Origin of the sequence: Paraburkholderia oxyphila NBRC 105797 (assembly GCF_000685075.1) — a bacterium.
Lineage (GTDB): Bacteria > Pseudomonadota > Gammaproteobacteria > Burkholderiales > Burkholderiaceae > Paraburkholderia > Paraburkholderia oxyphila.
In genome coordinates this window covers 57,916-84,188 of the sequence record NZ_BAYD01000005.1, presented here as the reverse complement: position 1 = coordinate 84,188, position 26,273 = coordinate 57,916, and the positions used below count along the sequence as shown (strand labels likewise).

Annotated in this window: 22 protein-coding genes; 12 read left to right on the top strand and 10 right to left on the bottom strand. The window is 65.3% G+C overall.

The window, feature by feature from the left end:
- Nucleotides 1–11: 11 nt before the first annotated feature.
- The 4 genes from BO1_RS04370 to BO1_RS49580 all read right to left on the bottom strand — a co-directional run bounded on the left by BO1_RS04370 (nt 12) and on the right by BO1_RS49580 (nt 4,537).
- Nucleotides 12–1,304: a TRAP transporter large permease gene (locus BO1_RS04370; protein ID WP_028216521.1), complete on the bottom strand. Its 1,293-nt coding sequence runs from the start codon at nt 1,302–1,304 to the stop codon at nt 12–14.
- Nucleotides 1,301–1,861, bottom strand: a complete 561-nt coding sequence (locus BO1_RS04365; RefSeq protein WP_028216520.1) for a TRAP transporter small permease — start codon at nt 1,859–1,861, stop codon at nt 1,301–1,303. The genes BO1_RS04370 and BO1_RS04365 overlap by 4 nt, the downstream gene beginning before the upstream one ends.
- On the bottom strand, nt 1,858–2,874 hold the full coding sequence (gene dctP, locus BO1_RS57080) for a TRAP transporter substrate-binding protein DctP (RefSeq protein ID WP_156992112.1): 1,017 nt from the start codon (nt 2,872–2,874) through the stop codon (nt 1,858–1,860). The genes BO1_RS04365 and dctP overlap by 4 nt, the downstream gene beginning before the upstream one ends.
- A gap of 82 nt (nt 2,875–2,956) precedes the next feature.
- Nucleotides 2,957–4,537 (bottom strand): alkaline phosphatase family protein, encoded by a 1,581-nt coding sequence (locus tag BO1_RS49580; protein ID WP_043283746.1) that lies wholly within the window; start codon nt 4,535–4,537, stop codon nt 2,957–2,959.
- Between the two features lie 101 nt (nt 4,538–4,638).
- Here BO1_RS49580 and BO1_RS56870 point away from each other — a divergent pair, with 101 nt between their 5' ends.
- Nucleotides 4,639–5,448 (top strand): IclR family transcriptional regulator domain-containing protein, encoded by an 810-nt coding sequence (locus BO1_RS56870; protein ID WP_028216518.1) that lies wholly within the window; start codon nt 4,639–4,641, stop codon nt 5,446–5,448.
- Nucleotides 5,449–5,533: 85 nt separating this feature from the next.
- Here the strand turns inward: BO1_RS56870 and BO1_RS04345 are convergent, their stop codons facing one another.
- The gene (locus BO1_RS04345) at nt 5,534–6,433 is read right to left on the bottom strand and encodes a DMT family transporter (RefSeq protein WP_028216517.1); all 900 of its coding nucleotides are present in this window, start codon (nt 6,431–6,433) and stop codon (nt 5,534–5,536) included.
- A 172-nt stretch (nt 6,434–6,605) separates the two neighbouring features.
- Here BO1_RS04345 and BO1_RS49575 point away from each other — a divergent pair, with 172 nt between their 5' ends.
- Nucleotides 6,606–7,544, top strand: coding sequence for a helix-turn-helix domain-containing protein (locus tag BO1_RS49575; RefSeq protein ID WP_084687759.1), 939 nt, complete (start codon nt 6,606–6,608; stop codon nt 7,542–7,544).
- A gap of 19 nt (nt 7,545–7,563) precedes the next feature.
- Here BO1_RS49575 and BO1_RS04335 read toward each other — a convergent pair whose 3' ends face one another.
- The gene (locus BO1_RS04335) at nt 7,564–8,472 is read right to left on the bottom strand and encodes a SphA family protein (protein ID WP_028216516.1); all 909 of its coding nucleotides are present in this window, start codon (nt 8,470–8,472) and stop codon (nt 7,564–7,566) included.
- Between the two features lie 328 nt (nt 8,473–8,800).
- Nucleotides 8,801–9,724, bottom strand: a complete 924-nt coding sequence (locus BO1_RS04330; protein WP_028216515.1) for a LysR family transcriptional regulator — start codon at nt 9,722–9,724, stop codon at nt 8,801–8,803.
- A 118-nt stretch (nt 9,725–9,842) separates the two neighbouring features.
- Here BO1_RS04330 and BO1_RS04325 point away from each other — a divergent pair, with 118 nt between their 5' ends.
- The 6 genes from BO1_RS04325 to BO1_RS57075 all read left to right on the top strand — a co-directional run bounded on the left by BO1_RS04325 (nt 9,843) and on the right by BO1_RS57075 (nt 17,940).
- Nucleotides 9,843–10,727 (top strand): intradiol ring-cleavage dioxygenase, encoded by an 885-nt coding sequence (locus tag BO1_RS04325; RefSeq protein ID WP_028216514.1) that lies wholly within the window; start codon nt 9,843–9,845, stop codon nt 10,725–10,727.
- A 72-nt stretch (nt 10,728–10,799) separates the two neighbouring features.
- The gene (locus BO1_RS04320) at nt 10,800–11,861 is read left to right on the top strand and encodes a maleylacetate reductase (protein ID WP_028216513.1); all 1,062 of its coding nucleotides are present in this window, start codon (nt 10,800–10,802) and stop codon (nt 11,859–11,861) included.
- A gap of 79 nt (nt 11,862–11,940) precedes the next feature.
- Entirely contained in the window at nt 11,941–13,602 is a 1,662-nt protein-coding gene (mhpA, locus tag BO1_RS04315; protein ID WP_028216512.1) for a bifunctional 3-(3-hydroxy-phenyl)propionate/3-hydroxycinnamic acid hydroxylase MhpA, read from the top strand.
- A 14-nt stretch (nt 13,603–13,616) separates the two neighbouring features.
- The gene (locus BO1_RS04310; RefSeq protein WP_028216511.1) at nt 13,617–14,696 is read left to right on the top strand and encodes an alpha/beta hydrolase family protein; all 1,080 of its coding nucleotides are present in this window, start codon (nt 13,617–13,619) and stop codon (nt 14,694–14,696) included.
- 240 nt (nt 14,697–14,936) lie between these two features.
- Nucleotides 14,937–16,151, top strand: coding sequence for a mechanosensitive ion channel family protein (locus tag BO1_RS04305; protein WP_028216510.1), 1,215 nt, complete (start codon nt 14,937–14,939; stop codon nt 16,149–16,151).
- Nucleotides 16,152–16,299: 148 nt separating this feature from the next.
- Nucleotides 16,300–17,940 carry an alpha/beta hydrolase gene (locus tag BO1_RS57075; protein WP_052409350.1) on the top strand — a complete coding sequence of 547 codons (1,641 nt, stop codon included), beginning with the start codon at nt 16,300–16,302 and terminating at the stop codon, nt 17,938–17,940.
- Between the two features lie 12 nt (nt 17,941–17,952).
- Here the strand turns inward: BO1_RS57075 and BO1_RS04290 are convergent, their stop codons facing one another.
- Complete coding sequence (locus BO1_RS04290) at nt 17,953–18,732, bottom strand: DUF169 domain-containing protein (protein ID WP_218002786.1); 780 nt, start codon at nt 18,730–18,732, stop codon at nt 17,953–17,955.
- Nucleotides 18,733–18,768: 36 nt separating this feature from the next.
- The gene (locus BO1_RS04285; RefSeq protein ID WP_028216508.1) at nt 18,769–19,821 is read right to left on the bottom strand and encodes an AraC family transcriptional regulator; all 1,053 of its coding nucleotides are present in this window, start codon (nt 19,819–19,821) and stop codon (nt 18,769–18,771) included.
- Nucleotides 19,822–20,020: 199 nt separating this feature from the next.
- Between BO1_RS04285 and BO1_RS04280 the strand changes: the two genes are divergently transcribed.
- Genes BO1_RS04280 through BO1_RS04265 form a run of 4 tightly spaced genes read left to right on the top strand, consistent with a single transcriptional unit; the run spans nt 20,021 to nt 25,722 of the window.
- Entirely contained in the window at nt 20,021–21,712 is a 1,692-nt protein-coding gene (locus BO1_RS04280) for a GMC family oxidoreductase (protein ID WP_028216507.1), read from the top strand.
- Nucleotides 21,699–24,236 (top strand): flavin-containing monooxygenase, encoded by a 2,538-nt coding sequence (locus BO1_RS49565; RefSeq protein WP_084687758.1) that lies wholly within the window; start codon nt 21,699–21,701, stop codon nt 24,234–24,236. The genes BO1_RS04280 and BO1_RS49565 overlap by 14 nt, the downstream gene beginning before the upstream one ends.
- On the top strand, nt 24,233–25,225 hold the full coding sequence (locus BO1_RS49560) for an alpha/beta hydrolase (RefSeq protein ID WP_043283744.1): 993 nt from the start codon (nt 24,233–24,235) through the stop codon (nt 25,223–25,225). The genes BO1_RS49565 and BO1_RS49560 overlap by 4 nt, the downstream gene beginning before the upstream one ends.
- Nucleotides 25,226–25,254: 29 nt before the next feature.
- The gene (locus tag BO1_RS04265) at nt 25,255–25,722 is read left to right on the top strand and encodes a YaiI/YqxD family protein (protein WP_028216506.1); all 468 of its coding nucleotides are present in this window, start codon (nt 25,255–25,257) and stop codon (nt 25,720–25,722) included.
- 19 nt (nt 25,723–25,741) lie between these two features.
- Here the strand turns inward: BO1_RS04265 and infA are convergent, their stop codons facing one another.
- Nucleotides 25,742–26,008, bottom strand: a complete 267-nt coding sequence (gene infA, locus BO1_RS04260; protein ID WP_028216505.1) for a translation initiation factor IF-1 — start codon at nt 26,006–26,008, stop codon at nt 25,742–25,744.
- Nucleotides 26,009–26,273 lie beyond the last annotated feature (265 nt).

Below are 26,273 nucleotides of genomic sequence, written 5' to 3'. Positions count from 1 at the left end.
AAACCCCGGCTTCAACGCATGAGCTTGACCAGTTCCAGCGCGATACCCGGCACGAGAATCACCACGACGAGCGCAACGATATTCGCGCAAAGAAACGGCAGCGTACCCTTGAAAATGGTGCGAATCGACAGATCGGGCAACATGGTCTTCACCATGAACACGTTCATGCCCACGGGCGGATGAATCATGCCGATCTCCATCATCATCGCCACGTAGATGCCGAACCAGATCATGTCCGCGCCCAGCGGCTGTACGACCGCGGCAAATACGGGAATGGTGAGCAGCATCATCGCGAGCGCTTCCATGAGCGAGCCGAGCACGATATAGATGCAGGTGATGACGGCGATCACACCGAGCAGCGGCAAATGCAGCGCGTGTATCCAGGCAACCAGCGTGGCGGTGAGCCCCGAGAGCGTGATGAAGTTTGCGAACACCATGCCGCCAAAGGCAATCGCGAAGATCATCGCGGTCGTCTTGCCGGCCTCCACCAGCGAGTCGAACAGCAGCGTCCAGCTGAGCTTGCGGCGCAGGCCCGCGAACACGAGCGAGCCCGTCGCGCCCACGCTCGATGCCTCGGTCGCCGTGAAGACGCCGCCGTACAAGCCACCCACCACGATCAGGAACAGTGCGAGGACACCCCAGATCTTGCCGAGCTTGACGAAGCGCGTGCGCCAGTCCACGCGCTCGCCTCGTGGGCCTTTGGCCGGATCGCGGCGCACGGTCCACCAGATCGACAGCAGGAACAGCGCGCCCAGCAGGAGCCCGGGGCCGATGCCCGCGATGAAGAGCTTGCCGATATCCTGATCGGTCAGGACACCATAGATAAGCAGCGGAAAGCTCGGCGGAATCAGCGCGCCCAGCGTGCCGCCCGAACTCACACAGCCGGCGGCGAGACTGTCCGCGTAGCGGTGGCGGCGCATCGGCGGCATTGCGACCTTCGTCATGGTGGCGGCCGTGGCGATCGAACTGCCCGACATGGACGCAAAGCCCGCGCAGGCCAGCACCGTGGCGTGCGCGAGTCCGCCCTTGAAGTGGCCGATCCATGCGTTGGCCGCGTCGTAGAGCTCCTCGGCAAGATCCGCCTTGTAGATGAAGGTGCCCATCAGGATGAACATGGGCAGCACCGAGAGGTTCTCGTTGGCCGCGAGGTCGGCGATCGTCATGCCGGCCATGGCGAGCGCGGGTTCCCAGCCGCGGATCAGCGCGAAGCAGCCCACGCCGATGCTGAGCATCGCGAAGCCGAGCGGCACGCCCACGAACGCGAACAGCAAGACGGCGGCGAAGCCGGAAAGGGCGAGTGTCATGGCGATTCCTTGCGGCCGAGCGCGGCGAGATGGTCTAGCGTGAGCGCAAACAGCACCAGCAGCGTGACGCCGGAGAGCGCGCTCATGTAGTCACTGAGCGGCGCGAGCGGCCACTCGAGCACGGTCGTGGTGATGCGGTTGCGGGCGAGGTCGGCGCCGTCGCTGGCGAGCTGCCAGGCCATGATGCCGACTGCCGCGAGGCTCACGAGCAGCACGAACAGCTGTTGCAGCCAGCTGCCCATGCGCCCGAAGCGCCCTTGCAGCAGATTCACCGTAATGTGTTGCTGGCCCTGCGTGACGAGCGGAAACGCCGAGAATATGAGGATCGCCATGCCGAAGCGCACGATCTCGGATGCGCCGCGTATCGGCGCGGCGAACCAGTAACGCATGAACACATCGCAAAACGTGAGGCCCATGATCGCGAGCAGCACGAGCGCCACGACTGCGCCGAGCGCGCGCCGCAGCCAGCGTGAGGCAACGCGCTCGCGGCGGCCGCTCGCGCCATCGGCGAGCACTCCAGGCGGATGCAATGCCGCGGAAGGATTCGCGTGGCTCATCTTGCCTCCTGCTTTGCTTCGTCACGGTAGTAAGCGAGTGCTGCCGCGCCGTCCACATTCAGATGATCCGCCTGCGCAATCCATTGCGCGTCCATCGGCTGTGCCAGCACCCGCAGTGCCGCGACGAACGCGGGTGGTGGATCGATCAGCTTGAGTCCGTTCGCCACGGCGTGTTCGCGCGCCTGTTCGTTCGCCGCGTCGATCACGGCCATCCGGTGCGCGAACGCTTCGCCCGAGAGCGCCGTGATGGCCGCACGGTCCGCCGGCGCAATCGACGCCCACACCTGCTTGTTCACGAAGAGCGAGAAGCTTGGCGCGGTGATGCCGCCGGGTACGCTCGTCTCGAAGCGAGCATAGCGGACCACGTTGAAGCGCGCGGCATCCATCTCCGGAATGCCGGCGAAGCCGTCCACGGTGCCGCCTGCCACCAGCTCGCTCATTTTCGCGGCGGGCGTGGCGACCACGCCTGCGCCACCACGATCCATCAGCGTCGAGGCAACGCCTGGCAGTGCCCAGTATTTCACGCCGCGTATCGCCTGAAGCGACGTGACGGGCTGCTTGAGGCTGTAGATCTCGCCGGCCGGAAACACGACGAGCGCGAGCAGATGAACGTCGCGATACTGGCCGGCCTTTGCGAAGTACTTCTCGTTGGTGCGCCAGAGCGCGACCGACATGCCCTCGGAGGAAGCGGAGCCGAGCGGCAGGTGCGCGAGCTGCACGAGACTCGCCTTGTTCTGGATGAGGCCGTTGAAGATGTATGCGCCGTCCACGATGCGCTTGCGCACGACGTCCCACTGCTGCTGCGGCGAGCCGATGCTGGTGGGCGGAAACACGATCTTGACGCGCCCCTGCGTGGCGCGCTCGACGTCCTCGGCCCACGGCTTCATGACCTCGACGTTGAAGATATGCTGCGGCGGCAGAAAGGCGTTGACGACCAGCGTCGTGGCGGCGTGCGCCATGGCCGGTAACGCCATCGCCAGCGCCACGAGAGGGGCTGCGATGAGGCGGTACATGGTGTCTCCTGCTTATAAGAATTGATTGGCCGGCCTGAGCGCTGCGGGGGGCGCCGGCGCCCCTTCGTGCCGCGTTGCGCCGCTACCAGTCGCCTAGCACGATGCCGCCCTTCTCCGAGACCTCGGTCCAGCGCTCGACGAAGCGTGCGGGCGCCGTCTGCCGCAAGGTACGGTGGCGCAGCCAGTCGAACAGGCGTTCGTGCAGTTCGGCGCGCACGCTCGCATGCTGTGCGTCGCGGCCCAGGTCGTTCAACTCGTCGGGATCGGCCGCGAGATCGAACAGTTGTGGCGCGAAGCCATCGTAGTGAATGTATTTCCAGCGACCGTCGAACACCATGAAGCAACGGCAGCCGTCGAGACCGCGGCCAAGCAGCGTGCGCGTGCGCGAACGGAACGAGTAATCGAACTCGCTGAAAACGGCATCGCGCCACGGCACGTCACGCGCGCCATGCAGCAAGGGCTGCAAAGAGCGCCCCTCCACGATATGGTCGGGGACCGCCACGCCAGCCGCTTCGAGGAAGGTGGGCAGCAGGTCGATTGCCTCCACGAGCCGCCGCTCCACCGTGCCGCGCGTGGCATCGGCTTCAGGGCGCGGATCATGGATGATGAGCGGCACGCGCGAAGATGCATCGTGAAAGAGCTCCTTCTCGCCGAGCCAGTGGTCGCCCAGGTAGTCGCCGTGGTCGCTCGTGAACACGATCATCGTGTCCTGTTCGCGGCCAGTTTCGCGCAGGAACGCGAACAGGCGGCCGAGATGATCGTCGACCTGCTTCACGAGCCCCATGTAGGTGGGAATGACCGTCTCGCGCACTTCGTCGCGCGTGAAGCTCACGCTTTCGTCGTGCTTCATGAACGCGCCGAAGACCGGGTGCGGGCGCTCGCGTTCGTCGAGCGTCCGCACGGCGGGCTTGACGTCATCGGGACCATACATGTCGTTGTAGGGCGCCGGCGCCATGTACGGCCAATGTGGCTTGATCAGACTCAGATGCAGGCACCAGGGCGCGTCGCCCTGCTCACGGATGAAGGCCATCGCGCGGTCGATCATGTACGGCGTTTCCGAATGCGCCTCGCTGATGCGCGCGGGCTTTGCCGCGTGGCGCATCTTCCAGCCGCTCAGAATCTCCCCGTTCTCGCCTTCGGCCGAATTTGCGTAGTCATGCCAGGGATTATCGCCCTCATAGCCCTTGCTGCGCAGGTAATCGCAATACGGCGTTTCCACGCGGGCGCCGAAGAGGCCCGGATGGATGCCGTCGTCGCGATCGAACGGCTCGAAGCCGCACTGCTCCACCAGCACCGCGCCCGGCGACTCCGGGTTCATGCCGAGCCGCTGCATGCCCGCCTTGTCGGCGACCATGTGGGTCTTGCCCGCCAGCGCGACGCGCATGCCGCGCGTGCGCAGGTAATCGCCAAGCGTCAGTTCGCCAACGGGCAGTGGCACGAAGTTCCAGTACGCGCGGTGGCTCGCCACGTAGCGGCCCGTGTAGTACGACATGCGCGACGGCCCGCAAACGGGACTTTGCACGTACGCGCGCTCGAAGCGCACGCCACGCCGCGCGAGCGCATCGATATGGGGTGTTTGCAGCGTCGGGTGGCCATAGCAGGACAGATAGTCCCAACGCAACTGGTCGCACATGACGAACAAGATATTCTTGACTGTCTCCATCGCTTATCTCCTTTTGATGAAGGCAAGCGTAGAACAGCCCTGGAGCGCAACCCAGCGATTTCTGAGAAGATTTCACTCAGTGAAACGCACCGGATTCGGCCATGTGGTCCCCCAAAGTCAAGACCATCGACGCCCTCGAACGCGGCCTCGTCACGCTCAAGACCCTGCAAGAGCTTCAGGCGGCGAGCCTGCACGACCTGCATATGCACACAGGCATTCCGAAGGCCACCTTGCTGCGCATTCTTCTGACGTTAGAGCGCCAGGGGCTGATCTGGCAGCGGCTGGCCGATGGGCTCTTTCGCCCGAGCTACACGCTGCAGGCGCGCGCGCGCCGCCTCGATCGGGTGGACCATCTGATCGAATGCGCGGTCACGGAGCTGGACCAGTTGCAGAGCCGCATTCTCTGGCCATCGGACCTCGCCGTGCGGCGCGGCACGACAATGGCGCTGTGCGAGTCGAACCGCACGCGCTCGTACTTCGTCGTCAACCGCGACAAGCTCGGCTATGAGATCAACATGCTGCGCTCGGCTGTCGGGCGCGCGTATCTCGCGTTCTGCCCCGACGAGGAACGCGAGTCCTTGCTCGAAGCCCTGCGGCTGGGTCAGCGTCCCGGCGACGAGCGCGCGCACGATCGGCGCTACGTGCGGCAATTGCTCAATGAAACGCGCCGCCTCGGCTATGGTGCGCGCGAACGCAACTTTGGCGGCTCGTACGACCAGTCGCGCACGCAGTACAACGACGGTTTGTCCGCGCTCGCCGTGCCCATTGCGGCGCCCGATGGCTCGGTTGCCGGGTGCGTGAACATCGTATGGTTCGAGCGCCTCTTCAAAGTGGAGGAAATGGCCGCGCGCCATCTGGAGGATCTTCGCGCCGCCGCTGCCCGGATCGGGGCGCGCTTGTCGATCGATTGAACACAGCGTTCACGCGGTTCGCCACAGTACGTGACCATGACCATCGCGTGCTCGTACAAACGAAGCACTCAGCACGCGCGAATGCTCAGGCTGCAGACGCGCGGCGCACGAACACTCGCCGCGTGAGATCGAAAGCGACGAGATTGCCCGAGAGCACCAGCAACAGGCCCACCACAGTCAGCCACGACCAGCGGTAGCCCTCGAATACCGTCGATACCGCGAGCGCCACGATCGGGAACAAGACCGTGCAATAGGCGGCCCGCTCGGGACCGATGCGCCCAACCAGCATCAGATACGCCGTGAAGCCCACCACCGAGCCCGCCACCGCGAGCCAGGCCAGCGCCCCGAGGTAGCGCGCATCCATCTCGATCCTGAACGGCAGGCCGGCCAGCGCACTGCCGGCCAGCAGCACCGCCGTGCCGATCAGCATGGCCCAGCCATTCGTGACGAGCGGGTGCAGCCCCATCGATTGCATGCGGCTCGAGAGCAGATTACCGACCGAGAAACACTGGGTGCCGAGAAACGCCACGGCAAGCCCGACCCAGACGGTCTGATCGCCGATATGGCCGGCCATCTGCTGGAGGAACAGGCACACGATGCCGATGAGGCCCAGCACGGCCCCGCCCACCGCCGTGCCCTGCAGCGGCCGGCCCATGAAGAGACGCCCGTTGATCGAGTTGAGCAGCGGCGCGGTCGAGAACACCACGGCAACGAGCCCGCTCGGCACGATGTTCTCGGCGTAGTAAAAGCACAGGAAATTGAGGCAGAAAAGCGCCAGCCCCTGGGCCACGAGATAGCGCCATGCCGCCCGCGGCGGCCAGACGGGCCGGCGCATGAGGCCCAGCAGCGCGAACATCAGGAGCGCCGCGATCCCAAAGCGCCAGGCGATGGAAACGGGCGCAGGCACGACGCCGAGCTGCCACTTGATAGCAATCCAGGTGGTGCCCCAGATCAGCACGGTGAGCGCGTAAAGAAAGAGATTCATGGCTGGAGATGGCCGATAGTCGATGCTTCCACTATGGCGCGCGGCGGCGGCATCCACTTGTCCAGGATTGCGCATTTCTTGGCAGCGGCCCTCGCCGGTCGGGGCCAACGCGTATACTGTGACCACCCAGCCTCCCCTTTTCACCACCGCCCGTCTGCCCGCTCTCCGAACCATGGACGCCCTGGAGTCTCCCGCCGCGCTCGACCTCGCCAACACGCCGTTCGGGCTGCATTCGGTGTGCCGCACGCTGAGCGCCGCCAACGCGACGCTGGAGCGCTTTACCTGGCTTGGCGATCAGCTCGCGGCGGCCGTCTGGACACGCGAGACGCGCGAGGCCGAGACCGTCTACGATCAGCCGGGTCATCACACGCTCTCGTGCTATCTCGACGGCGGCTACCGCACGGAGCGGCAGAAGCTGCCGGGCATTTACGGCGCGCCAAGCCGGCTCTGCGCGCTACCCGGCGATCATGAATCGCGCTGGTGGGTGCGCGGGCACATGCATTTCATGCACCTCTATTTCCTGCCCGAGCACTTCACGCAGCGCGCCGTGCGCGAGCTCGACCAGGAACCGCGCGGGCTCACGCTGGCCGACCGCACGTATTTCGAGGACGAGCGCATCGCCGCGCTTTGCCAGACGCTCGCCAACGAAGACTGGGCCAATCCTGAAGGCCTGTTGCGCAGCAACGAGACCGCCCACGAAGTGCTGAGCCTGCTGCTGCGCAGCCAGGGCGTACGCCGCCCCGGTGCAGCCCTCAAGGGCGGCCTTTCGGTAGCCACGCGGCGGCGGTTGCGCGACTACATCGACGCCCATCTCGGCGAGCCCTTGACGCTGGGTGCGCTGGCCGAGGTCGCCTGCCTCTCCGAGTACCACCTCGCGCGCATGTTCCGCACGTCGTTCGGACTGCCGCCGCATGCGTGGATTGCCGCCCAGCGGCTCGAACGGGCGCGCATGCTGTTGCGCACCAGCGCCCTGCCGCTCGCCCACATTGCGGCGGCGTGCGGCTATGCGAATGCCAGCCACTTCAGCCATCGCTTTCGCGATGCGTTCGGCGCCGCGCCCAATACGTATCGGCAAGCGCTGCAAAACCGGGGCATGGCCATTCAAGCCTGAGACAGGCATGCTCCCCCGTCTACACCGGGAAGCTGAACTGAACCCAGAGCTTGTTGCCCTCCGGGCGATTGCGCACGGCGAATTCGCGCTGGTACTTGATGACGATCCCCGACGCCGGCCCCCACATATAGCGCAATTGCGGCCCGATCGCGACAGCCTGGCCGCGGAAGCCGTCGGCGCCAACCTTGACGCCGTTTTGCGTGTCGTCCGTGAACTGCTTGAGGAACGTGCCTTGCACGCCGAGCTGGAAGCGCGAGTTGACTGAATAGCCGATCAGGTAATCGAGCACCGCTACCGCACCCGAATGATATTGCGTCGCGTGGTTCGGCGAGTTCATTTCCAGCAACGTGGTCGTCGAGATTTCCCAATCGGGATGCGGAAACCACGTCACGCTCATATAAGGCAGGAACGCGTAAGTGTTCAGTCCGGTATTGGCAATCCGGTTGACTGAATAAGCGCCGCTCGGCACGGCGAACGATGGCGAAACGAACGCGAACAAGGTCTTCGACTGATTGGCGTAACCCAGCATCAGCGGCTCGAGAATCACGTCGCCGAGCGACGTCCGGTTGCCGGTGCCGCCCGGCGTGGAGAGATGCAGGTGCAGGAGCGGCACGATCGCGCTGCTCGATATCGTAAAGGGTCCTAAGGTCTCGCCCCACGTGTGCACGACCCGAGGCACTTCCGCCACGACGCTCAAATGGAAGCCAGGCACGGCGTTGCTGCCATTACCGCCGGCAAATTTGTTCGCCGAATAGTATTCCGAATAATTGAAGTACTGCGTATTGCCGGGCGGCGGCAGCAGTCCATTGAGCACGGTATTGACGCCAAAGGGGTAGCTGATCTGGCCGTTCTCGGTCGCTCGTGCCGGAACCGCGATTGCGCACGCGATCAAGCCCGCGCTGATCAAGCGCGTGAAGAAGGAAGTCATTGCGTCTCCAAGCCGTCTAGTCGTTGGTTCTGATAGATGTGACGGTCTGCCGATGTCCGGCGAACCCATTGCGTCGATGCGCGAGTGAGCGCGGTCGAGGCAGACGCAATGTAGAGCGAGCGCCGCCGGCGAAAAAGACCTGGTGGGAAGAAGAGTTCTTCGTGCGGAGGAGGAATCTGCTGCGACGCATTCCGGGTGGGGCTTACGTACGACTCAGATGTCGCCCGTGGCGGCGCGATGATGCAATTTGATTTGCATTCCGAATCTTATCGCGCGAGATGACTCATCCGATCAATGCACGATGCGCGGAATGCCCGCCTGCGCGCCGTTATGGCGCGATCTCACTCAATTTGCGCGGCAGCCCTAGCTGCTCGAAACGCTCGACCAGAAAGTCGGTGAACGCGCGGATCTTCGCCGGCTGATGTCGGCGGCACTGGTACGCGATATTGATGGTGAGCGCCGGCAGCAGCCACTCGGACAGAACGGGAACGAGCCTGCCCGCGACGATGTCGTCATGAATGATGTAGAGCGGCTGGATCAGGATGCCGAGGCCGCCGAGCGCGGCCGCGCGGATCACTTGCCCCTCGTTCGCGTCGAGCAGGCTCTTGATGGCAACCGATTCCGTCTGTTCCCCGCGCCGGAAATGGAGCATGTACGGATCGTTGGCGAGGTTGTACACGAGCAGATCGTGCTCGCAGAGCGCATCCGGCGTCGCGGGCGTGCCGCGCCTCGCCAGGTAGCCCGGTGACGCCGCCAGCACCCGCCGCGTCTCGGCGAGCTTGCGCACCGTGATGCTGGAATCCGCTTCGTACTCGCGGGTGCGGATCGCCACGTCGATGCCGGCCTCGATGAAATCGGGGTAGCGGTTCGCCGCAACGATCTGCACGTTGAGGTTCGGATAGCGCTTGTGAAATTCGGGCAGCGCGGGGGCAATATAAATCGACGCGAACGAGACCGAGGCCGTCACCCGCAGCGTGCCGGTCGGATTGACGGACGCTTCGTTGACGGCGGCGTCCGCCTCGGCCATCTCGCCCATGATGGCGACGCAACGCCGGTGATACTCGTGGCCGGCATCGGTCAGCCAAAGGCGCCGCGTGGTGCGCTCCACGAGCCGCGCGCTCAGGCGATCCTCCAGTGCATTCAGGCAGCGGCTAGCCGCGGCGCTGGACATGCCGAGGCGCTCGGCGGCCTTCGAGAGGCTGCCAAGCTCGGCCACCTGAATGAAAAACTCGATCTGGGTCCACTTGTCCATAAACTCGATTTCTCCGCTCAGCGGAGAACAAAACTTCAAAAACGCGTCTTTTTTCCGACGAAAGACGGAATTAATCTTACCGCAACCACCCACGAAACAACACCCGGAGACAACCGAAATGCGCAACCTCAACGAGGACACGATCACCCAGGCGGTCATCGCGTCGCTGGGCGGATGTGGCGACTCACGGCTGCGGACCGTAATGACGAGCCTCGTCCAGCACCTCCATTCGTTCGCCCGCGAGACCAAGCTGACCGAAGCCGAATGGCAGGCGGCGATCGCGTTCCTGACCGCCGTGGGCCATATCACCGACGACAAGCGCCAGGAGTTCATCCTGCTCTCGGACGTGCTGGGCCTTTCGACGCTGGTCACCGCGCAGAATCACGCGAAGCCGGTGGGCTGCACCGAGGCAACGGTATTCGGCCCTTTCTATGTAGAGGGAAGCCCCGAGTACGCGCAGTTCGACGACATCGCGAACGGTGCGCGCGGCGAGCCTTGTTTTGTCAGCGGATATGTGCGCGCGCTCGATGGCGAGGCCATCGCCAACGCCCAGCTCGAAGTCTGGCAAGCCGATGAAGACGGCCACTACGACGTGCAGTTGGCGCCCGAAGACGACGGCACCCACGCGCATCGCGCACGCGGCAAGCTGCGCACCGACGCCAACGGACGCTTCGCGTTCCGCTCGATACTCGCCGAGCCGTATCCGATTCCGCACGACGGTCCAGTCGGCGCGCTGCTGGACGCGCTCGGCCGGCATCCGTGGCGGCCCGCGCACCTGCATTTCATGATCGAGGCGCCGGGCTACGAAACGCTGATCACCCACGTGTTCCGCGACGGCGACCGCTATCTCGACTCCGATGCGGTATTCGGCGTACGTTCGACGCTGGTGGCAGAGTGGATCCAGCACCCCCCGGGCACGGCGCCCGATGGCTCGCAGATGGACGTGCCGTTTTACACGCTCGATTACGACTTCGTGCTGAACCCGAAGGGGCCGGGGAGATGAGCCGCCACATCGTCATGTGGAAGGTATCGGACAAGAAAGTCGTGGCGTAATGGAGAAGTGATGCAAGCCAGCATGGAATTCATTTACAAGGTGCGTCCCGCACGCGTGATCTTCGGGGCGGGCAGCCTGCGCCATCTCGAGCGCGAGGTCCTCGAGCTGGGCGCGAAGCGCGCGCTGGTGCTCAGTACACCGGAGCAACGCGCACTCGCGCAAACCATCGCCGGGCGCCTCGGGACCCGCGCCGCCGGGATCTACGATCGCGCCACGATGCACGTGCCGGTCGAGGTGGCACGCGACGCGCTCGCGTTCGCCAAAAGCTGCGGCGCCGATTGCGCGATTGCCGTGGGCGGCGGCTCCACAGTCGGGCTCGGCAAGGCGATCGCGCTCGAAAGCAGCCTGCCCATACTCGCGATCCCCACCACCTATGCCGGCAGCGAGATGACGCCGATCTACGGCATCACCGAAGCGGGCCTCAAGCGCACCGGCACCGACGCGCGAGTATTGCCGAAGACGGTGATCTACGATCCCGAGCTGACGCTCACACTGCCCGTCGATTTGTCGGTGACGAGCGGCATCAACGCCATCGCCCACGCGGCCGAGGGGCTCTACGCGAACGACGCCAACCCGGTAATGAGCCTGATCGCCGAAGAAGGCATACGCGCGCTCGCGCAGGGCCTGCCGGGTGTGCGGCGCGACGCGGCGGATCTCGCCGCGCGCAGCGACGCGCTGTATGGCGCCTGGCTGTGCGGCATGGTTCTCGGCAACGTTGGCATGGCGCTGCATCACAAGCTGTGCCACACGCTCGGCGGCAGCTTCAATCTCCCGCACGCGCAGACGCACACCGTCGTGCTGCCGCACGCGCTCGCCTGCAACGCCGCCCATGCACCCGATGCGATGCGCCGCATCGCCCGCGCAATCGGCACGGATGACGCCGCGCGCGGCCTCTACGAGCTCGCGCGCGAGAACGGCGCCCCGCTCGCGCTGAAGACACTCGGCATGAACGAAGCCGACCTCGACCGCGCCGCCGACATCGCCGCCGCGAATCCGTACTGGAACCCAAGGCCGATCGAGCGGCAGGCACTGCGCGCGCTGCTGCAGGACGCGTTCGACGGCGTGCCGCCTGCCACGCGTTGAAGAACCATTGAACGATTGAAATGCCGCCCTGCTGCAACAAGCAGGGCGAGAATAACCAGGATCAACCAGGAGACACAGCATGACGACCGAATTGAATCAGGGTGGCGAACACGCCGCGGAGCACTACGACGTTGCGGTGGTCGGCTATGGTCCGACCGGGCTCGTCGCGGCTTCGATGCTCGGCCGTGCCGGCTACCGGGTCGTGGTCATCGAGCGTTGGCCCACCCCGTACGGTCTTCCGCGCCTCACGCACATCGACGGCGAAACGGCCCGCATCGTGCAGGCGAGCAGTCACGTCGAGCAGGCGTTGCGCAACGCGAAGCCCGTGGATACCTATCACTATCGCGACGCCCAGGGCGATCTGCTGCTCGAACTGAACTGGACGGGCCGCGCCTGCGGCTACCCCGCCCACATCTCGATCTATCAGCCCGACATCGAAGACGCGATCGAAGCGCGTGCGAGCGGCTACAAGGGCGTCACGGTCCTGCGCGGCTGGGAAGTCGAAATGCTCAAGCAGGACGGCGACGGTGTCACGCTGTCCGCCCATCCGCGCCGGTGCGCGCAGGATGCGCAATGGACCGAAGCGCCGCGCACTTTTCACGTCCAGTACGCGATTGGCGCGGACGGCGCGAACAGTTTCGTGCGCCGCACGCTCGGCATCGAACGAAGCGATTTCGGCCATAACGAGCGCTGGCTGAACCTCGATTCGGAGAACAAGCGCGATCTGGGCGAAGCGTACTCGCGCACGACGATCTTCTGCGACCCGGCGCGCGCGTATATGCACATGCCGATCGGCACCAAGCGCACGCGCTTCGAATTGCGCGTGCTGCCCGATGAGGCAACGTCCGACTGGGAAGTGGAAGCCGCCGGCTGGCGCTGGCTCAAGGAGCGTTACGGCCTCGGCCCGGACGACCTGACGATGCTGCGCCACGTCGTCTACACCTTCGAAACCCGCATGGCCTCGCACTGGCGCGAGCAGCGCGTGCTGCTCGCGGGCGACGCCGCGCATACGATGATGCCGTATATGGGCCAGGGCGCCTGCTCGGGCATGCGCGACGGCATCAACCTCGCGTGGAAGCTCGATCTGGTCTTGAGCGGGCGCGCGTCGCCGGCCTTGCTGGACACCTACGACGCCGAACGCCGGCCGCACGTGAACGCGATCATGCAAATGTCGCTGTTCCTCGGCAAGGTCGTCAACGAAGACGATCCGCACAAGGTCGCCGAGCGCGATGCGGCCTTCCGCGCCGGCAAGGTGCCGCCCATGCCCCCGTTTCCGAAGCTCGAGCACGGTATCGTGCATTGCGAATCGGACGGCACGCTGCTGCCGTCAACCGGCGTCCCCGCACCGCAGGGGCGCGTGCGACGCGGCGCGGCCGAGGGCCGGCTCGACGACGTCGTCGGCTACGGGTTCCAGCTCGTCGCGCGCGAGCATCCAGCGCACCATCTCGACGCGCGCCAGCTCGCCTTCCTCGAGCAGCTCGGTTGCCGCTTCGCGGTGCTCTCGGACGATGCGGCCGCACGCGACGCCATCGTCGATCTCGACGGCGATCAGCGCGCGTTCATGGACGCGTATGGGATGCAGGCTTACATCAGTCGTCCTGACTTTCTCGTGTTCGGCTCGGTTGCCGAGCTGCGCGAGCTGGGCGCGCTCGTCGACGACCTGCGCGACAAGCTCCACTGGCGCGACGAAGCCGTAGCGGGCAAGGCGGCGGAAGGCGCGTCTGGTGCACGCATTTCGTGAGTGAGGAGCTTTCCATGACGATAGAACTGTCGCCTTTCACGCACGCGCTACAGCGGGCGATGCCGCTCACCCGGCTGCTCGACTGCGGCATGGACTACGCGGACGCCACGGCGCTGCACGCCCGCACATCGGCCGGCGAGGCGTGGGACGCCGCAGCCGAGGCGCTGGCCGACGCGCAATTCGCGCGGGCAGCGCAAGCCGGCGCCGCCGGGCATCTGAAGACGGCGGCCGATGCGCAGGCCATGGGCATCGCCGACCTGCTATTCGCCCAGATGGCGTTCAACGACGACGTCCCGCGCAAGCGCCAGCTCTACGCACGCCTGAGCGAGGCGGCGCAGCGTCTCGCCGGCTGGTCGGAGCAGCGCATCGAGCGCGTGGCCTTGCCGTTCGCCGGCGCGCACCTGATCGGCTGGCTCGTGCGCCCGGGCGCGAGCGCCGTGCGCGGCACGGTCATCGTCTTCGGCGGGCAGAGCGGCTGGGGCTTCGCCTACTGGCCGATCGCGCGCGCGCTCGCGGCACGCGGGATCGCCACGCTGCTCGCCGAGGGCCCAGGCCAGGGCGAGACCCGGCTCGAACAGCGGATCTTCGTCGACGTCGACGTGACCGCCGCGTACCGGCGCTTTGTCGATTACGTTGCGGACGACGCATCGCTCGGCCCGGTCGGCATCTGGGGAAACAGCATCGGCGGGTTGTGGGCCGCGTCCACCGCGGCGGCCGACCCGCGCGTCGCGGCCTGCTGCGTGAACGGCGCGCTCGCTGCGCCCTCGCTGCTGCCGTTCCGCACGTTTGTCGAGCAAGCCGCCGCCATGCTCGGCAACACCGACCCCGATGCGATCGCAGCGAATTTCGATCGTCTGCGATTCGTGCCGGAGCGCGAGCGCATCGCCTGCCCGCTGCTCGTGCTGCATGGCGGCGCGGATCCGCTCATTCGTCTGGAGGATCAGCAGCCGTTCCTCGATGCCGCCAGCTCCGGCGACGCCACGCTCGAGGTCTGGCCCGACGGCGAGCACACGATCTACAACCATAGCGCGGCGCGCACCGCGCTCGCATGCGACTGGTTCGTCGAGCGCCTTGCCAGACGCGCCCAAGCGTGACATGCGCGAAGAGCGTGGACGCGAAAAACCACCGTTGACGCCGCTACAATAGCGTTCGTGCGATGCGCTTGCCGACCGGTCCGGTTGCGCTCGCACGGGACGCCCTCCACGGGCGCACCCGCCGCGGCGCCGCGCTTCGTGGCGGCTACTGACGCCGCGCCCGCGCTGCTGCGCAAAGCCGATCCAATCGCCAGACCGGACATGCCCGTCGAGCCGGGGTGACCGGCACTGGAGGGATCGATGTTCGACAAGGCGCTGCGTTTCGAAGGCGGGCCGGACTGGCATCACTTCCACGTCTACACCGACAGCACGCTCGTTGCGGTTCTGCTCGTCGCCACCCTCCTGCTCGCGATACTGCTGGCGAGCACGATCTGCTACTTCGCCACGCGCGCGATCATGCTGACGATCGTCGGCCGTCTCGCGCGCCACGAACAACGCAAGTGGCTGCGCGCCGCCGAACGCCACAGGGTGTTCCACCGGCTCGCGCCGCTCGTGCCCGCGATCATCGTCTACGCGGCCGCGCCGCTGCTGACCGGCCTCACGTTTCCGCTCATTTCGGCGCTCGGGCATCCGCTGGCGCTGCTCGCAGCCTGCTACATGGTCTACACGCTCCTGCGCGCCGCGCTCGCGCTGCTCGACAGCGTGGGCGAGCGCTACAGCCACTTCCCCTCCGCCAGCGAGCGGCCGATCAAGAGCTTCTTGCAGATCGCCACCATCGTGCTCTATGTGATCGCGCTGATTGCGGTGATCTCGGTGCTGATGGAGCGCTCGCCCGCCTACTTCCTCACGGGCCTCAGCGCGATGACGGCGCTGCTGATCATCATCTTCCGCGACTCGCTGCTCGGCTTCGTCGCCAGCATTCAGCTCACCGTTTACGACATGGTGCGGGTAGGCGACTGGATCGAAGTGCCTGGCTTCATCGCCGACGGCACCGTGATCGACATCGCGCTGAATACGATCAAGGTGCAGAACTTCGACAACTCGATCGTCATGCTGCCCACCTACGTTCTGCTAACGAATAGCATGAAGAACTGGCGCGGCATGACCGAGTCGGGCAGCCGGCGCGTCAAGCACGCGATTCATTTCGATGCCGACACCGTGCGCTTTCCCGACGAAGCGCTGCTCGTGCGACTGCGCAACGAAATCCACCGGCCGCTCGAGGCATTTGCACCCGAGCACACACAGCGGCGCACGAATCTCGGCCTCTACCGGCTCTACCTGACTGCGCATTTGCGCGACCAGCCAGCGGTCCGCCGCGACATGCCGCTCGTGATCCGCCAGGTGCAGTCGCGCCAACCGGTAATCGCGCTGGAGATCTTTCTCTATCTGGATGAAACGCGCTGGGAGCCCTACGAAAACCTTCAATCGGACCTGCTCGATCATGCGTATGGCATCGCCCCGCTGTTCGGCTTGCGCTGCTGGCAGGAGCGGTGGCCGGGGTCCCGCCACGGATGAGCACTGAGCGCGCGTGCCGCTCACGCTTCGCCGTAGAATGTGTGCAAACGCACATTGATTCGCTTCCCCGCGAGATAAAAAACCCCCGAGACCAACGCTGCTTCGGTCAGCATCGGCCCTGAAATCCACTCGAACTTCACGCCATAAGATGGACCTCAATAACACCATCGACGAGACTGAACTGATCAGGCGGGTTGCCGCCCAATCGGATATTGCGGAACCGGCGGCCACAGCAGCCATGGCGTTTCTGACGCGTACCGTGCTGGAGGAAATCGCTCGTGGCAAGATCGTCGCGCTGGTCGGGATCGGGACGTTTGCTGCGCAATGGTTCCTGCTCAGGGAAGCAGGGACGCGCCCCGACGCGATCGTCGAATCGAGCGCCGGGGTATTTTTCATTCCCTCTCCTACGCTTGACGAGCACAACCCGCGATTCAGTCCGTATCTGCGGCCCATTGCCGTCTTGCGGGCACGCAGGGGGTTCGAACCTGCACCAGCGAAAGCGCAGTTGGTGATGCGGCTCTCATACGAGGCAAAGATGCCCCTGGAAGTCGCAAGGCGCGCATTGGACAGTGTCGTTGAGCAACTAAGGCAGGCACTTCTCGCGGGTGCCGATGTGCAATTTGGCGAACTCGGCGTGCTCTCGCGCCGGCCGCAACATCCGCAACATCCGTACGCAGATCTTCTGGAGATGGAGGACAGTGAGCCTGTTTCCCTGCTGGAATCCGAAGACAAGTTGCTGGGTTTTCAACAACACCAGTTTCTGGTTCCTGAGAATGAGGGAGGGAAAGAGGAACCCATGGAGATCGTCAAGATCTTCTTTGGCACGGATCGAAATCGCAACCCGAAAGCCAGGACGCCCGCTGATTACTTCGGCAATGACCGTGGCAAACAACTCAGATATGGCGTCTGCGAGGTCAGCATTCCGCATAACCACCGGGTGGGCAAGCTGGAATCGCCATTCATGTTGCGCAGTCTTTTGCAGGACCCGCAGAAGCACGTCGTCCTGATGAGTCTGAAAGAGCAGACTGCCGGTGAATTCGGTCTTGCCATTTCCAGGTGCCCGCACAAGGGTAAAACGCGCAGGGCCCTGATCTTCGTTCACGGCTTCAATACGACGTTCGAGGACGCAGCCCGCCGGGCAGCGCAAATCGCCTACGACGTGGAGTTCTCGGGCGTGCCATTCGTCTATAGCTGGCCATCGGGCGGCAAGGTGTTCAATTACGTCAGCGACGGGAGCGATGCCGAACAGGCCATCCACTACTTTCAAGCGTTCATCCTGACCGTCATGCAAAATGGCGGCTTCGACGAGGTTGTCATCCTTGCGCATAGCATGGGCAACCGGGTACTGGCCGGGGCGATAACGTTGATGATGGCGGCTGGCCAGAACCAGGCATTGCAGCAGATGACGGAAGTGGTGTTTGCCGCCCCGGATATCGATACCGATGTGTTCAAGAATCAGATCGCCCCGTCTTTGGCAGCCCTTGGCATCTCGACTACGCTCTATGCTTCGTCAAATGACAAAGCCTTGAAGTTGTCAAAAAAGGCGAACGGCGCCCCCCGGGCCGGAGATGCCGGCCGCGCGCTTCTGGTTCTCAATGGCGTCGAGACCGTTGATGCCAGCGCCGTCGAAACCAGCCTGTTCGGGCTGAACCATTCTTACATCGGCAGCGCAGTCCGTTTGACCGGGGACTTGCACGACTTGATTGAAAATCGCTTCCGCGCGGCGGTTCGCTATGGACTGAGGACCATAAACGTCAAGCTGGGCACGTACTGGTGCTTCAAGACCTGATTCGCCCTTATCCTATTTCTTTGCGTAGCTCACCTCCATGCCGGCCCGAACGTCCTGCTGGATCCCGTACTGCGCAAACGGATACCGCAGGCCGTTCTTCGCCAGCGCCTCCATGCCCGCGGTGGCTTTTGCCAGCATCGCGGGGGGAAGCGCCATCAGCATCTCGTCGTCGAGCACGCCACCATACCGGCGCTCCGCAAAGCAGGGAATCGAAAGGCTCGGCTGACCGGTCTTCAGCGCCCTGCCCCAGGAATCCGCACAGGACGATTCTCCCACCACGCCCCAGTCGAAACGCTTGTATCCCGACCATTGCAAGCCGTTGATGAAGTACATCATGGCGCCGGGCGTTGCATAGAACAGCGCGATGGTCGGGTCGATACGGCCGGCCGCGAGCGGCGACACCACCAGCGCCTCGTACTTTCCGTCCGGCACGCAGTCCATGGCCGCTTGATGGGCGCGGGAATCTTCGAGCGTGGCGTACCAGACGCCCGCCATTTGCTGGCCCGAGCGCCATTCGTCATCCTTGGCGTTGCCGAGACCCACGACCGACCGGCATTGCGATCCGACCAGATCTTCGGCCGTTACGCCGATCGTGAAACCGAGGCGAGCGGCTTGCCCGACGATCTGGTCGAGCGTGTGGATCGCCTTCGGGCGGCGAATCCGATGAATCGCCTCCATGTCCTCGCGCCGCTCGCACAGCATCATCCCGAACGGCAGGCTGCGCAGCTTGAGCAGGCGTTCGAGGTCTGCTGCCATTTTGCCAAGATCGTCTTTCATCGAAGTCGTCTCCATGAATCTATTCGGTATCCTGCATAAATCATTTCCGCCCTACTGCTGCGTCTCTTTGCGCCCCTGCGCCATGCCTGCGCGATAAATCTGCGGCGCCACCCCATGCCATCGCTTGAACGCCTGCGAGAAACTCGACAAGTCGCTGTAACCGAGCCGGTCCGCAATCTCCGTGAGCGTCAACTGCGCGTCGCTCAATAGCGTTTCGGCCAATGCGACGCGCGATTCGTCGAGCAGGGTCCGGAACGTCGTGCCCTCTTCCTGCAGCCTGCGCTTGAGCGTCCGCGCGCTCGTGTTCATCATCCGCGCCATCTCGTCGAGCGAAAGCGGCGCGGCGCCCCACGCCGCGTTCAGGTAATGGCGAATCATGGCCGATGTGCCCACGCGCGCGCGCCGCGCCTCCACCAACTGCTTGCACATCTGCTCGCACATGGCCGCGGTGGTGGCGTTGGCCTGCGGCAGCTTGAAGTCGAGCCACGCGCGCTCGAATGTGAGGCAATTCGAGCGCGCCCCGTAAACCGGCTCGACACCGAGCAGATGCTGAACGTCGAGCCACGCCTCAGGCCTCTCGCGCGGCTTGCTCGCTTGCAGCGTGAAGCTCGTCAGCGCGAAATCCGTTGCCCCAACCTCGCGCAGCAATACGGCTGCCGCCGCCATGTCGCGTTCCACGCAGTAGCGGCTCAGCACGTCCGGCAACTCCGGCGCGCCGAAATTCAGCATGCAGCAATTGCCGGTCTCCCGGTACGTGATCACGCTGAACGCATGGGTGAGCGGCAGGAAACGCAAGGCCAGCGCGAGCGCATCGCGCCCCGTGGCGCTCGCAATCAGGCCGTAGCCCCACACGCCGTAGGTCGAGAAGTGATAGCGCCCGCCAAGCTCGAGGCCGAGTCCCGGCGGATAGCCGAGCAGCCGCAGCAGGTTGTCGTAGAGCCGCAGTTCCTGGGCCGCCGTCACCTCCGTGTTCGGATCGTCGATCTGCGCGGCCGACAAGCCCGTGCCCGCGAGCAGCTTCGCTTGCGGCAGGCCGCGCTCGTCGCCGAAATCGACCAGCAGCCGGGCGCTGGCTGGACTCCGGGTGAAATCCCAGAAGCTCATGCGGAGAAACCCTCAATCCGTCGGTTTGGCCCAAATACTAAAACAATTGTCCCGTCCCAGCATTGGTGTTTTCCCATGCAGCACGCACTATCGGTGCCAGTCAGTCGTCGTTCGAACGACTCCATCGAAAGCACGGAGGAGACCTATGCCAATGAGCCCCAACGCGTCGCCTGAACCCCGAACTTCCTGAGGCGATTCCATGAGCCAAGTTTTCGACTACATCGTCGTGGGTGGCGGCTCGGGCGGCTGCGTGATCGCGGGGCGCCTGAGCGAAGACCCGAACCTCACGGTCTGCGTGCTCGAGGCCGGCGGTCGCGGCGACGGCACGCTCGTCAACACGCCAACGGGCGCGGTGGCGATGATGCCAACCCGCATCAACAACTGGGCGTTCGACACCGTGCCGCAAGCGGGACTGGGCGGACGCACGGGCTACCAGCCGCGCGGCAAGACGCTCGGCGGCTCGTCGGCGATCAACGCGATGGTCTACATCCGCGGCCACCGCACCGACTACGACGGCTGGGCCGCGCTCGGCAACGAAGGCTGGGCATGGGACGACGTGCTGCCGTACTTCAGGCTCAGTGAGCATAACGAACGATTCGACGACGCCTGGCATGGACGCGACGGTCCGCTGTGGGTCAGCGACCTGCGCACCGGCAATCCGTTTCACGCGCGCTACCGCGAAGCGGCCATTCAGGCGGGCCTGCCGCTGACCGACGATTTCAACGGTGCCCAGCAGGAAGGCATCGGCATCTATCAGGTCACGCAGAAGCACGGCGAACGCTGGAGCGCCGCGCGCGCGTATCTGCTGCCGCATCTTGGCCGGCGCGAGAATCTCACCGTCGAGACACACGCACAAGTGCTGCGCATCGTGTTCGACGGCACACGCGCGGTGGGCGTGGAGGTGAGGCAGCACGGCGAGGTCCGCACGCTGCGCGCAAGGCGCGAAGTCGTGCTCGCAGCGGGTGCGCTGCAGACGCCGCAACTGCTCATGCTCTCGGGCCTCGGTCCGGCACGCGAGCTCGAACGCCTCGGCATCCATGTGCGGCTCGATCTGCCCGGCGTCGGCCGCAATTTGCAGGACCACCCCGACTTCATCTTCGGCTACCGCACGCGCAGCACCGACACCATGGGCGTTTCGCTGCGCGGTGGATTGCGCATGTTGCTCGAACTCGCGCGCTTTCGCCGCGAACGGCGCGGCATGCTGACGTCGAACTTCGCGGAGGGCGGCGGCTTCCTGAAGACGCGTCCCGAACTCGACGCGCCGGACATCCAGCTGCATTTCGTCGTCGCGCTCGTGGACGATCACGCGCGCCGCTTCCACCCCGGTCATGGGCTGTCGTGCCACGTGTGCCTGCTGCGCCCGCGCAGCCGCGGCTCCGTCACGCTGCGCAGCGCCAATCCGCTCGACGCGCCGCGCATCGATCCAGCCTTCTTCGCCGATGCGCGCGATCTCGAAGACATGGTCGCCGGCTTCAAGCTCACGCGCCGCCTGATGCAGGCACCCGCGCTCGCGCGGTGGATCACGCGCGACATGTTCACGGCGCACGTGAACACCGACGACCAGATCCGCGACGTGCTGCGCCAACGCACCGACACCGTCTATCACCCGGTGGGCACATGCCGGATGGGACACGACGCGCTCGCCGTCGTCGATCCGCAACTGCGCGTGCGCGGCATGCAGGGACTGCGCATCGTCGATGCCTCCGTCATGCCGACGCTGATCGGCGGCAACACCAACGCGCCGACGATCATGATCGCCGAGAAGGCGGTCGATCTGATACGCGGCGTCAGCCGCGTGGCCGCGCAACCGCATAACGATGCGCAAGCCGAACCGCACGCCATCGACGCACCACAAGCACGCACTGTAGAGGCTCGCCATGCAATCGCCTGAATCGACCACCCTCGAAGCGAGCGCCAGGCCGCTGAGCGCCATCGTCATCGGTGCGGGCTTTGCCGGCATCGGCATGGGCATCGCGCTCAAGCGCGCCGGCATCGAAGACTTCGTGATTCTGGAGCGCTCGCATGACGTTGGCGGCGTTTGGCGCGACAACAGCTATCCCGGCGCCGCGTGCGACGTCCCCTCGCATCTTTATTCGTTTTCCTTCGAACCGAACCCCGAGTGGTCGCGAACGTTCGCGCGGCAAGCGGAGATTTACGCGTACCTGCGCCATTGCGCGTCCAAGTATGGACTGGCGCCGCATCTGCGCTTTCACGCGGAAGTCGCGCATGCGCGCTACGACGAGCCTCACGCGTTATGGCGCGTGACATTGACGGACGGCTCGACGCTGAGCGCGCAATGGCTGATCAGCGGCACGGGCCAGTTGAGCCGGCCGGCATTGCCGAAGCTGCCCGGCATGGAGACGTTCCGCGGCCGCGCGTTCCATTCGGCCCACTGGGATCACAAGTATCCGCTCGCCGGCAAGCGCGTCGCGGTGGTCGGAACCGGCGCGTCCGCGATCCAGTTCGTGCCCGCGATCGCCGATACCGTGCAGTCGCTAACGGTATTCCAGCGCTCGCCCGCGTATCTGATGCCGCGCCCCGACCGCGCCTACCGGCCGTGGCAACGCGCACTGTTCCGCGCATTGCCGTGGACGATGAAGCTCCATCGCGCGGCGATCTACGTGCGCTACGAATCGCGCGCGGTCGCGCTCACGCGCCTGAGTGGAATCATGAAATTCGCGGTGGGCCGCCCGTTCCGCAAGCTGCTCGCGCAACAGGTGCCCGACGCGGCGCTGCGCGAGCGGCTCACGCCCGACTACCCGATCGGCTGCAAGCGCATCCTGCTGTCGAGCGACTATCTGGCCGCACTGAGCAAGCACAACGTCGAACTCGTCACGCAAGGCATCCGGCGCGTGACCGAACACGGTATCGAAACCGTGGACGGCACGCATCACGCAGTGGACGCGATCGTCTACGGGACCGGATTTGCGGCGACCGAGTTTCTCTCGCCGATGCGCATCACGGGACGCAACGGCCTCGACCTGAACGATGCATGGCGCCGCGGCGCGCAGGCCTGGCTCGGGCTCGCAGTGCCTGGCTTTCCTGACTTCTTCACGCTCTATGGCCCGAACACGAACCTCGGCCACAACTCGATCGTCTATATGCTCGAAAGTCAGATCGCGCATGTCATGCGCTGCGTGCGCGCGATGCGGCGCGCCGGCGCGAGCGCGATCGACGTCGATCCGCGGCGCTACCGGCGCTTCAACGAGCGCGTCCAGCAACGCCTCGCGGGCTCGGTATGGAGCGGCTGCAAGAGCTGGTATGTGGATGCGTCCGGGCACAACAGCACCAACTGGCCGGGCTTCACGCTCACCTACCGCTGGCTCACGCGCTTTTCCGGGCTCGCCGCCTACCGGCTGAGCACCGTGATGCCGGGCGCTGCCGGGCAGGCGGGCGGGGTCACGATCGCCGAGCCCGCCGGCGCACTGGAAGCGCTCAATGCGGCCTTCCTGCGCGGCTTCCTGCGGGTCGGCTTCCGCTCGCTGATCGGGCCGCCGTTCGGCGCCGGCGTGCAGCGGCGCGTCGTCGGGCTCATGTCGCCGCTGATGCCCGGCGTGGGCGGCGTGATCCGCTATCGCAGGCCGGCGGGCGGCGTCCCCACCGAAGTCGTCGCGCCCAGACGCGGCGACACCGGCGGCGCGATCCTCTACCTGCACGGCGGCGCGTTCTGCCTCGGCGGCCCCGGCACGCACCGCAGCGTGACGACGCGGCTTGCCCGCGAATCGGGCATGGAGGTGTGGGTGCCCGACTACCGGCTCGCGCCCGAACACCCCTACCCGGCGGCGCTCGACGACGCGCTGGCCGCGTATGCGGCGTTGCGCGCGCAAGGCCATGCGCCGGAGCGCATCGTCGTGGCCGGCGATTCGGCGGGCGGCGCGCTTGCGTTGAGCCTCGCGATCGCGCTGCGCGATCGCGGCGAACGCATGCCGGCCGCGCTCATGCTGATCTCGCCGGTCACCGACGCGACGCTCGGCGGCGCCACGCTCGCGACGCGTGCCAGCGCCGATCCGATGATCCGGCGCGGCTGGCTGGAGCAAGGCCTGCGCTGGTATCACGGCGCCAACCCCGCCGCCTCGCACGGACCGCTCGACACCGATCTGCGCGGCCTGCCACCCATGTTGATCCAGGTGGGCGATCAGGAAGTACTGCTATCCGATTCGTTGCGGCTGACCGAGCACGCGAACGCGTGCGGCGTGCGCTGCACGCTCGAAGTCCACACCGGGCGATGGCACGTGTTCCAGTTGCAGGCGTTCTACTTGCGCTCGGCGCGAGCCGCGTTGCGCACGCTCGCGGAATTTGCGGCGCAACGCGCGGGCGTTGCCTGGGGTGTCGTCGATCAACGCCACTCGTCCCACGACCACGCCACCGGCGCGCCCATGCTCACCCCCTTTGCACCGAAGAGAGATTTCGAATGACGACCTACGCGCAGCAAGAAAGCTGGAGACAGATTCAAAGCTTTCTCCCTGTCGAGTTTCAGTTAAAGCCGGCTCAGGTGCCGCAAGAAGAATGGTGGTCATGGAACGGTCACCGCGTCCATCTCGATTGCTATCGCAATGCGCGTGCGCCGCTGAAGGTGATTCTTTTCCACGGGGTGGGGACGAACGGCCGGCAAATGTCGACGATACTCGGCGCGCCGCTTGCCCGCCGAGGCTTCGAAACCATCGCAATCGACATGCCGGAATACGGCCTGACCCAGGTACGCCGCGGCCGGCCCATCCGCTACGACGACTGGGTGCAGGCCGGCAGCGACCTCATCGATGCGGAACTGGCGCGCGACAACCGCCCCATCGTGCTCTACGGATTGAGCGCGGGCGGCATGGAGACGTATCACGTCGCGGCGAAGAACGGCAAGGTCAAGGGCATCGTCGGCATGACGTTTCTCGATCAACGGATCCAGCAGGTGCGTGACGAGACGGCGTACAACCGCTTCATGAGCCGCGTGGGGGGCCCGCTCGCGGCGCTCACCGCGCGCACGCCGCTCGCGGGGCTGCGCATGCCGATGGCGGCGGCGAGCAAGATGCACACGCTCGTGAACAACCCGGCCGCGCTGAAGGCCTGCATGGCGGACAAGACCTCGGCGGGAAAGTGGGTGACCATGCGTTTTCTGGCCAGCTACACGGGCTATCGGCCGCTCGTCGAGCCCGAGGATTTCGATGTGTGTCCTGTCTTGCTCACGCAGCCCGCGCAGGATCGCTGGACGCCCTTGCATCTGAGCCAGTTGTTCCTGCGGCGAATCCAGCGTGTGCCCGTCAAGGTGACGATGCTGGAAAACGCGGGACACTACCCGCTCGAGCAGCCCGGTCTACAGCAGATGGTGACGGCGATCCATGACTTTTGCGTCGAGGTGGCGCCCGGTGGCGTCACGCCGGGCCACAGCAAGACCCGCGCGAACCTTGGTATATGATCGCGTTTTAATGTGCTGGAATTGCCTTCATGCAAGTGCTGGTCGACGCCGACGCCTGTCCTGCCGTCATCAAGGACATCTTGTTTCGGGCCGCCAAGCGCGCCGAAATCACGGTGACGCTGGTGGCCAATCAATATTTGCGCACGCCGCCGTCACCCTTTATCAAGTCGATCCAGGTGCCGGCCGGCTTCGACGCGGCCGATGCCCGCGTCGTCGAGCTCGTTGCCTCAGGCGATCTGGTGATCACTGCGGACATACCGCTTGCCGCGGCAGTACTGGAGCGGGGCGCGCATGCGCTCGATCCGCGTGGCAACTGGTTCACGCGTGAAAATATCCAGGAGCGTCTGACGATGCGCGACGTCATGGATCAACTGCGCAATGCGGGCATTGAGACCGGTGGCCCGGCGCCTTTCAGCGCCCGCGACAGCAAGGCGTTTGCGGGCCAACTCGACCGGTTCCTCGCACGGCACAAAACGCCGCCTCGCGGGACCGATTGAGTTTGGGCTCGCGGCGCGCTTAACGGCGGCGCATAGCCGGGCGCGGCTGCCCGGTGGGCGCACGCTCGTCTTTGTGGCGGAAGTTGATGCGCCCTTTCGTCAGATCGTAGACCGACAGTTCCAGCGTGACCCGGTCGCCGGCAAGAATGCGAATGTGATTCTTGCGCATGCGGCCCGAGGCATACGCGTTCACGATCACGCCATTTTCGAGCGTGACGCGGTATTTGCTGTCCGGCAGCACTTCGTCGACGACTCCGTCTAGTTCCAGCAGTTCTTCTTTTGCCAAATCGATGCCTCCAGAGAGCGTAGTGTCGCGTCAAATGCAAAACGTCGGCGAGCATCGCCGATTACTGCATCGCTTACGCGTATGGTGATGTTGAGAGTTGTCCGGCGCATTACAGACAGACGCCGGAGAAGGATCTGTGCGAACCTGGACCAGCAAGCAACGGCGTTCAGGGCGTCGAAACCCGGCGATCCGCCAGGGCTGCAGACTTCCCGAAGATTGCGCTAGAGCGACGCTGTCGATGAGCACATCGGATTCGCTGCCAGTT